Source organism: Paracoccus sp. T5, assembly GCF_048538155.2.
Classification (GTDB): domain Bacteria; phylum Pseudomonadota; class Alphaproteobacteria; order Rhodobacterales; family Rhodobacteraceae; genus Paracoccus.
The window spans coordinates 1-8,526 of the sequence record NZ_JBLWIC020000005.1 but is presented as its reverse complement, the minus strand read 5'-3'; the positions used below and the strand labels follow the sequence as shown (position 1 = coordinate 8,526).

General features: G+C 52.3%; 11 protein-coding genes. 4 read left to right on the top strand and 7 right to left on the bottom strand.

What is annotated here, in order from left to right:
- The first annotated feature begins 100 nt into the window (after positions 1-100).
- The 3 genes from ACNR9W_RS18860 (at position 101) to ACNR9W_RS18850 (ending at position 2,382) form a co-directional block, all read left to right on the top strand.
- Entirely contained in the window at positions 101-478 is a 378-nt protein-coding gene (locus ACNR9W_RS18860; protein WP_458478918.1) for a plasmid mobilization protein, read from the top strand.
- A 50-nt stretch (positions 479-528) separates the two neighbouring features.
- Positions 529-2,130, top strand: coding sequence for a relaxase/mobilization nuclease domain-containing protein (locus ACNR9W_RS18855; RefSeq protein ID WP_458478917.1), 1,602 nt, complete (start codon positions 529-531; stop codon positions 2,128-2,130).
- A 102-nt stretch (positions 2,131-2,232) separates the two neighbouring features.
- Entirely contained in the window at positions 2,233-2,382 is a 150-nt protein-coding gene (locus ACNR9W_RS18850; RefSeq protein ID WP_458478915.1) for a hypothetical protein, read from the top strand.
- A gap of 29 nt (positions 2,383-2,411) precedes the next feature.
- Here the strand turns inward: ACNR9W_RS18850 and ACNR9W_RS18845 are convergent, their stop codons facing one another.
- Positions 2,412-2,927: a hypothetical protein gene (locus tag ACNR9W_RS18845; protein ID WP_458478914.1), complete on the bottom strand. Its 516-nt coding sequence runs from the start codon at positions 2,925-2,927 to the stop codon at positions 2,412-2,414.
- A 25-nt stretch (positions 2,928-2,952) separates the two neighbouring features.
- On the bottom strand, positions 2,953-3,960 hold the full coding sequence (locus ACNR9W_RS18840) for a replication initiator protein A (RefSeq protein ID WP_458478912.1): 1,008 nt from the start codon (positions 3,958-3,960) through the stop codon (positions 2,953-2,955).
- Positions 3,961-4,685: 725 nt separating this feature from the next.
- On the opposite strand from ACNR9W_RS18840, the gene ACNR9W_RS18835 reads away from it, so the two are divergent.
- A complete protein-coding gene (locus ACNR9W_RS18835; protein ID WP_458478928.1) occupies positions 4,686-4,955 on the top strand; it encodes a hypothetical protein in 270 nt (89 codons plus the stop codon).
- A 294-nt stretch (positions 4,956-5,249) separates the two neighbouring features.
- Here the strand turns inward: ACNR9W_RS18835 and ACNR9W_RS18830 are convergent, their stop codons facing one another.
- From ACNR9W_RS18830 to ACNR9W_RS18810, 5 genes are all read right to left on the bottom strand, one after another.
- Complete coding sequence (locus ACNR9W_RS18830) at positions 5,250-5,534, bottom strand: hypothetical protein (RefSeq protein ID WP_458478927.1); 285 nt, start codon at positions 5,532-5,534, stop codon at positions 5,250-5,252.
- 23 nt (positions 5,535-5,557) lie between these two features.
- On the bottom strand, positions 5,558-5,764 hold the full coding sequence (locus tag ACNR9W_RS18825) for a hypothetical protein (protein WP_458478926.1): 207 nt from the start codon (positions 5,762-5,764) through the stop codon (positions 5,558-5,560).
- The gene (locus tag ACNR9W_RS18820) at positions 5,761-6,327 is read right to left on the bottom strand and encodes a hypothetical protein (RefSeq protein ID WP_458478924.1); all 567 of its coding nucleotides are present in this window, start codon (positions 6,325-6,327) and stop codon (positions 5,761-5,763) included. The genes ACNR9W_RS18825 and ACNR9W_RS18820 overlap by 4 nt, the downstream gene beginning before the upstream one ends.
- Positions 6,328-6,409: 82 nt before the next feature.
- Positions 6,410-6,634, bottom strand: a complete 225-nt coding sequence (locus ACNR9W_RS18815; protein WP_458478922.1) for a hypothetical protein — start codon at positions 6,632-6,634, stop codon at positions 6,410-6,412.
- Positions 6,635-6,835: 201 nt separating this feature from the next.
- Positions 6,836-8,461, bottom strand: coding sequence for a type IV secretory system conjugative DNA transfer family protein (locus ACNR9W_RS18810; protein WP_458478920.1), 1,626 nt, complete (start codon positions 8,459-8,461; stop codon positions 6,836-6,838).
- Positions 8,462-8,526 lie beyond the last annotated feature (65 nt).

Here is an 8,526-nt window from a genome sequence, read left to right as displayed (position 1 = left end):
TGGTAAATTAAAGGAGAAGGCAAGATGTTCGCGGTAATACCGCGATCTTGGCAAGGGGGGGTTAAAAACCCCCCCGTTGCATCCCCCAAAAGAGGCACACATGGCAGACGACCGACCGAGCAAATCAGGCACAGAGACACGACAGCGAAGCAAGCTTCTGCAAATCCGTGTCACGCCTGATGAACTGGCGGAAATCGTGGCGCAGGCCGACCGCGCCCAACTCACCCCCGCCAGTTATGCCCGTTCCGTTTTGCTGTCCGCCCCTGCCCCACGCGCCCGCCGCCGCCCGTCCATCGAGGCCGAGGCCATGGGGCGGTTGCTTGGCGAACTGGGCAAGGTTGGGTCAAACCTCAACCAGATCGCCCACCACATGAACGCAGGCCGAAACGAGGTTTCGCCCGCCGCCATGGAAGCCGCTTTGTCTGAGGTTGCCGACATTCGCGCCGCGATCTTAGAGGCCATGGGGCGCAAGCCGTGATCTTGAAGGGCAACATACGCGCCAACGGCGCGGAGCTTGCCCGTCACCTGTTGAACGAGCGGCAGGACATCGACCCTGACGACAGCAGACAGCCGCCCAAGCTTGGCAATGAGCGGGTAGAGGTTGCCGAGTTGCGGGGCTTTGCCGCCCGTGATCTTGCCGGAGCATTTGACGAGATCGAGGCCATCGCCGCCGGCACGAAATCCACAAAGCCGCTTTACAGCCTTTCGATCAATCCGAGCCAACCCATGAGCCGCGAGGAATACGGCAGAGCCGTTGACCGCATCGAGGAAAAGCTTGGCCTCACTGACCAAGCCCGCGCCGTTGTGTTTCACGTCAAAGAGGGGCGCGAACATTGCCACGTTGTTTGGTCACGCATCGACCATGAGAAGATGCAAGCGCGGCACATGGAGTTTGACCGCCAGAAATTGAGAGAGGTTGCCCGCGAACTTGTCCGAGAAATGGGGCATGAAATGCCAAAATTCTTGGGCGAGGACAGAGGCACAGACCGTTTCAAAGACCGTTTCAAGGAGGTTACACTTGCCGAGCAGGGGCAGGCGCGGCGCACTGGATTAGACCCCGCAGAGCGTAAGCAGGCCATAACAGAAGCCTATCAGCGATCGGACAACGGCGAAGCTTTCCGCGCCGCCTTGGGCGAACATGGATTCATGTTAGCCCAGGGCGACAAGCGCGGGCTTGTGGTGGTGGACAGAGGCGGAGAGGTTCACAGCCTCAACCGCCAGATTGATGGAGCCAAAGCCAAGGAAATCCGCGAGAAATTGCAGATTGACGGCATGGCGCGGGATCTTCCTACCGTTCAGCAGGCTAAAGAATTGATAGCCGAAAAAGCCCGCGAGAAAGCCACAGAGAGGCCGCAGGAGCGCGACAACCCCGCCGAGAGGGTGGAACATGCGGAGAAAGCACTAGAGGCCGTCAGAGAGGCGGAAAACGCCGAACTAAAGGCATTGCGCGGGGGGTATCGTGAACAGCTAAAGCATATCCGCGAGGCCGAGGCCGAACGCATGACCGAGGCAAAAACCGCGATCAAGGACGCATACCGCCCAGAATGGCGCGACCTGTTCAAGCGTCAGCGCGAAGAAATGGAAGCCTTGAAGCATGAGACAGCCACCCCCGCCCGCCGTCTTAAAGCCCTATTGTCAGGCCGCGCGGGGGATGCGTTCGACTTTGCCAACCGTGGCACACTGGCAGGAGCCTTTAATTTTGTGGTTCGCGGTCACATGGACACGGCAAAGCTTGAGAAAGCCCATACAGCCGAGAAACGCGACCTAGGCGACATGCAGAAGCTTGCCGAGCGTGAAGAAATCCGCGCCATACGGCAGGAGGTCAGAGAACAACGGGCAGAGGCCAGAGAGCAACATAAGGACGCTTACAGCGTCACCCGCGAAAGCTATGCAGAGCAACGGGAAGAAGCCGCCCGCCTATTGGAACAAAGCCGCAAGCTTATCGAGGAACAAGGGCGCGACGTATCACGCGGAGAAAAAGCCGAACGCGAAGGGCGGTCAGGCTTTGGCTTTTCCCGTCAGGGTTTCGGGGAGCGAAAGGGCTTTGGCTTTGGACGAGGCCGCGAGAGAGAGGACGAGGACGAACGCGAAAGGCCGTTCAAACCGCCTAGCCAGAGTTTCACGCCTTGAACCTGTCAAAACTGACAGGGGCAAAAATCAGAATAAGATTCTGATTATTTGACTTTTCCCGCAATCATCCCGCATATTAGGAATCTAACGAAAGGTCGAAAGATGAAAGATTGTTTTTCATTGGCGGCAAATCCGTTGTTGGTTAATCCGCTATTGCCTGAAACACAGGAAGCCGAATTGCAGATGATACCATTTACGGACACAGACCGCCGAGCTGTTGATTTTTATAAACGCGCTCAAGCTACGATGTGACCAAAAACCCCGCTGAATTGGCGGGGTTTTTATATTTTAACTTTCCATTTCTTGCCAGTCTCATCAGTTGCATAGGCTGCTTTCGGTTTTATAAATCCGTCTGCTTCGTGCGAGAAAATTGACAGGCTTACGGATGACCTTGGCTTAACTTCTAAATTTCCACCCAAATCAGAAATGGGAACATATATTAAATCTCTTGTATTGCTCCGTTTGACGGCTTTTATTTCTGGTTGCTTGTCAGTTGCAAACCAAGCATTTTCTATATGAGCGGTAACATTTCCAATGTTGCGGATTTTGAGGGTGTGAGTAATCGCCCAAGTAACTGCACTGCTATATCCGTTATCTTTGTTATCATCTAGAAACTTTATAAAATCATCTTCGGTCATCTTCTCAATAATCTCTAGCCGAAGATTTATTTTCGAGTTTGAAAGCGTGTGCTTATACCGCATAAAGTTTAGTATCAAAGCAACCGTTCCAACGGCTGCGCCATAGGCTGCAAGCAGGTTGTTTTGAACAAAGGAAATAGCTGCGTTAATCGTTTCCACCAATAGCACCCAAATCTAATTTATATTACCGAAGGGATTTTCTGTTCTGGCAGAATTTCACAAAGGCCGCACCCGCATTTTTAGCAGGATTGCCGCGCCCCGCTTCCGCTCTTGCAAAATCCATCCAATCCGCGCGGAGGCGGTAATAATCGTAACCTTTATCACGGGCAATTTCTCGCGCCTTTTCTTCCGCCCAATCAGGCAAAATAATCCCCGCTTCAATCTCATTTTTGACTGCCCGAGGGCGAACTGTCACCATGTCGGAACCGTCCAAATCGAAGCGGTAAAAGGGTGTTTTGTCGTCCGTTATTATTTCCCGAAGATTATGGCGGAACCGCTTTAGGGGGGCATTGCTTCCCGTTTTGGCTTGTAATTTTTCAAGGCTAATCTGCCATTTTTTTGAGTTGCCGCAATGCTTGCGGGCGATCTCATAAAGCCGCCTTTCGATAGGACGGCGAAGGCGGAAATAATCGGGCGATATTGTAACAACTTCCGCTGCCTCTATTGCCCTCATAAACCAGTTAGACAAGACAACTTCGCAATAATCTAAACGAAATTTTTCATCATCCGTTCTGACAAATCCGCCTTCATCGAGAAGGCTAAAAACGCGAGTTTCGATTTTGCCGCCTGTCCGAACATTGGTTGTGAATGTAGTGCCAATTAGCCGCTGAAAAGCTTGCTCAAGCCGCGCATAGTGATTGCCGCCGATAGGGCGATTTGTTGCAATGGACAGTTCGCGCGCGGAGAAACGAACCGTTTTACCGATAGGCTTTCCTAGATTCTTTCTGTGCATGAGTTGGCTAACACAGAAGATCAAAATATCCTTGTCTTTGATTGTTGGAAGCCCAAGGCCAGAAGGGATGATTTTTAATGTGTTACCCCCTGATTGATACTGCAAATGGCGCATGTCTGGCTTTGTCGCCAAACTGAAAAGCGGATGCTCCATTGAGGCTGTATCGTCCTTCGGCACTACATCGGAAATGTCGAGGACGAAGAAATCTGGTTGCGGGTGATGATCTGGAAGCAAGGACATGTGAATCAGCCTAGCATAAGTTTGACCTATCAGGAACCAAAAAGATTTGACCTATCAGGAACCCGCATGAAGCTTCGATTTGAGAAAAATTGTTTGACCCTTTCGGAACCAAAGTTTGACCCTATCGGAACCAAAGTTTGACCCTTTCGGAACCGAAACGGGGTTTAAAGCCATACATAGCAATGGCTTGATCGTTGTGTAACTCACTACGTTAGTTAACATTGTTAACACTAGGGGCGGCGGCCTACGGCCTTGCCTACATGGAAGCCCGCAAGCGGGCTAACTTGCACCGATCACATGGCCTTGCAGGCCATACGGTGCAAAGAAGGAAGGGCTAAGGGCTTCGCCCTCGCGCGATCAAGGGTGAAGGGCTACGCCCCGTCAGCCGAACTATTTTCCCCTTTGACCAGGCCGCCGCTTCGCTCTGGCTTGGTCAAATTCCTCGCGAAACAAAATAGCCCGTCTGCCGCCCTTGCTCTTTGCTACCCCACGTTCGCCACGTGGCAGACCTGCAAAAACAAGTTTTGCAGGCTAGCCCCATTAAGGGGGGATAACCTCTAGCGTCGCGATCTTGGCCGATAGTGCCGAGCCACTACGCGCCGCGCTTTCCGATTGTAACGGCGGGTTTTCCATTCAAAGTATTTTTGCTTTAGCCATTCAATCAAAACCATATTTGCAACCTTTCGCGAATATGCCACGCTTTATTTTTAACAGAAGGATTTGCAATGAGTGAAAAGAAAGACAACAGGCCGAGCCATAGAGCCTATCAAGTTATCAAAATATCTAAGGATAAGGGCAAATGGCGCGAGATTGGCGCAGGTTGGTTGCACCGCGACATGGCAGGAATGACGATGAAGCTTGATGCTATGCCCGTTGATGGCAAAGTGATCTTACGGGCGATAGATTGGGATGCAGGCGAAGAAGCAGAGCCAGAACTTGCAGACGGTCAGGCCGTGGAACTGGCGAAATATGCGGCGGAAACGCTCACAGAGTAAGGGCAGGACAGCCCGCCCGCTTTGGCCTATCGACTACCCAGACCCCGCCCCACAGGCCGAGGCCGTCACATTGGCAGACGGTCAGGCCGTGGAAATCCGCTTTTCGCTTGTCCATTGGGGCTATTTGGGATGGTTGCAGGAGCGGCAGGGCTTTGACGTGACGGGCTTTCTTGCCCATGCCGTAGGGGATGCACCGCAGAACCACGACAAGGCCATCAGAGGGGCAATTTTGAGGCTCTACGCACAACGCGAAGCCCGAAAGCTACCCCGCCCCCCATGGCTTGCGCCACTGGCTTAAAACGGGCTGTCCTCGTCCTCAGGTTCGCGCAACAGATCACCCGTTGCGGAGCAGGCAGAGGCCGTCACGTCCGAAGGATAATCCAGCACCCTGATATTGATAAGCAATTCATTGAATTTCAAAACGGCATCATTAAAGGCCGTTTGATAAAGTTGCGCGTCTGGTTTTCCATTTTCCGCAGTTATACAAAGCAATTCGTTATAGCCAGAACCGATAATTTGATAGTAATCAAGCAATGCATTTACAACATGGGGCGGAAGGTCAGATTTAAGCTTTGTCATGGCTTCATCTCCTTTGCTTTATTTTACCCGTCACAGGCTTTTACATCAAACAAATTCCTTGCCTTTAAATCCTGTTCTTTATCGCCCGTCAGATGCCCCATAAATTGACAATCGCCGCAGACATACACCCAAGCCGAATAAGGCAGATCGGGGAATTTCTGGCGGTCAAACTGTATGTGTGATCGAGTAAGTATCTTCTCACAAAATGGACAAGGCAGGGTTTTAATCACGGCTTGTCCTTGCCCCACATGATTTTAAAAGGCCATATCCCCCGCCGCGCGGGTGTAGATTCAGGCTTTGGGGCAAGAAGCGATTGAGGCCGTTCCGCGGGCATGGCCTGTTTATCGCGCAAATCCTCAAGCCGCGCTTGTGTATCGCGCCTGTCCTTTGCTTCCTGATCGAGCCTAACCCGCAAATCTGCCACCTGATCGCGCAGGGCTTCCGTCATGTTGTGCGCCCCCTCAAGTTCTGCCCGTAACCGCGCAATTTCTAACTGGTTTTCGTGGTCAGATGGGATGGTCAGTTGCGGTTTTGGTGACTGGTTGTCTGTCTGGTCAGTGATCTTGTAGGCAAAGACGCGGTGCAGTTCTGACGGGTCAATCTGCCAATGCCCCTTAGCGTTCTTTGTCGCGGTCAGTTGCCCGCTTTCTATGGCTGTAAGGATTGTTCCCTTGGCTTTGCCTGCAAGCTTGGCGGCTTGATTTGCGGATAGTGTCATGCGGTTTTTCTCACTGGTCAGTTGCGGTTTTCGTGTCTGGTTTTGACCAGTCAGCGTTGACCAAGTGTGCCACATTCGCGGAGGCTGTCAAAGGTTGCGCCCTGCATGGCCTTTCCCGCCGATTGCTTGGCGATCTCTGGTCAAGGCCATGCTTCCACTACTGTTGAGAAGGGGAGGGCGGCAGGATGCCAAGCCCGCTCAATTCCTGCGCCAGTTGCAACGTCAGCTTGTCCATGTTGCGGACGTTTTCGCGGAGGTGGGCGGCAACGCCCAGAGCGAAAGCGTCGTTCGTGTTTTCTGTCAGCCATTGGCTACGTGCCCGCATTTCCGCGCATTGATCGAGCATCGAGGAAAGACAGGCTTTCAGATCATCGGCAGGCACTGTTTTTTCCTTTCGAGGGAGGGGGCGGGGTCAAGATAAATCGCGGAAGGTTCGCCCCGCAGGGGTGAAAGCCGCTATTTATCTTGATGCCGACACAGCCCGATTAGGCTTTTAAGCTCCCCCTTTGAATAACATTCAAAGGGGGGATGCCATGCGGCGAGCATCCTTTTTAAACTTTAGGAGCAACCGCCGCAGGCGGTTTCAAAATAACCCGAAAAGCTTTTTCCGTTTCGGCTTTTCTGGTTTTCCTTCATTGGCAATAGCTTCAAGCTTGCGTTCAAATTCGTCAATACGTTGTTTCGTTTCTTCATCGCAGATAATGGGATGCCCTTCCGACCCGTGAGGCGGTTGGTCAGGATGTTCCGTATAAGTTGGAGGAAAGTTATAATCCTCATCCCAATCAAAATAACGGGCATTGCGATAGTAAGGCCATTTGACAGCTTTGATCGGGTTTTGATTGGTAATGAATAGCAGAGATTGGCGAGGGTGCATCTTCATCACTTCATCAGGTGTCATAAGATCGCGCCCAAATTCCCGATCACTCATTGATTTATAATTTGGGTCTGCCTCTTGCCAAAATCCGCCATTGCGTTTGTCCATCGTTGATTGCGAAACGGTTTCCAAAGTTTCGCGCCCGAGGAGCCGCGAAACATATTCTGCCGTAAGCAGATCATTTGCACCGAGAATTTGCAGAACCCCCGCATTGGCAAGGAAGGTTTGCCAGCGTTTTTGGTAGAGGTCTTGCAGTTGCGAGAGGTCTTGTAGGATTGCCCAAATCCTCATTCCGAAACCCGCCATAAGGCCGAAAGCTTGTTCGACCTTTCCAAGACGACCGAGCGCGGCAAATTCATCGAGAATGAATAGCGCGGAAAGTTTGGGCTTACCCTTGCGCCGAGATACAGCCGTTAGAGCCATGGAGACGAGCAGACGAAGCCAACGCCCATGAGTGTCGAGACGGTCAGCAGGTAACACCAGATAGACGGACAACGGCGCGTCATTGTCCTTGAGTTGCCCGAAGTCAAAGCTTGAATGTGTCAGACTTGCCCGCACCGCGTCAGAGTCCAGAAAATGCGTGTTTGCATTTGCGGAGGACATGACCGACTGCAATTCCTTTTCGGTTTTTTGCATGAGCCTGTTTGCGGCTTTTCGGACATTGTGAAATTCGCTTTTTGCCATACCCCTTATAAGGTCTTCCATATCAGCAGGCGGCAGTGAAAGAATATCACGGACGCGGGGCAGATGCCTTTGTCCTTCTTCATTTGGTGATGTGACAACATGCATGATGAAGCCCGCCAAAGCCGACTTCGCTTCTGTTGACCAGTGCGAATTTTCGCCCTGTTCATCGACAACAAGAGCATCCGCGATCATCTGGGCATCGTCCGTCAGATCGGGGCTATCAGCTTTGAGCATGTCCAACGGATTGAAGGCCGCGCGATCAAATGGCGCAAGATCAGGGGTGGAGCCGTCAAAACCGCAGTCATCCCGCAGGCGATCAACAGCAATGCCCCACGGGTCGAGGATTTGGACAGACTGCCCCATGCGCCGCCGCGTGGAGGCCGTGACAATCGCGTTTTCGCCCTTGGGGTCGATGACGAACACACCGCCCCGATAGTCGAGCAGGTTCGGAATAATCGCGCATGTTCCCTTGCCAGTGCGGTTAGGGGCTATGGTGATAAGGTGCTGCTCGCCTGTGTATCGAATGGCCTTCAATTCTAGCTGATTGATGTAACGATGCCCGACCGTGAGGCCATCGGGTTTGAACATTCCCGCTTCCTCAATCTCATTATCGTTCATCCACCGCGCCGAGCCGTGATCTGTCGAAGCCATGATGCATACCCCTGTATTCAGGCTGTTTCCGTCATTCCTTGCTTAACCGTCTCTTAACCTGTATA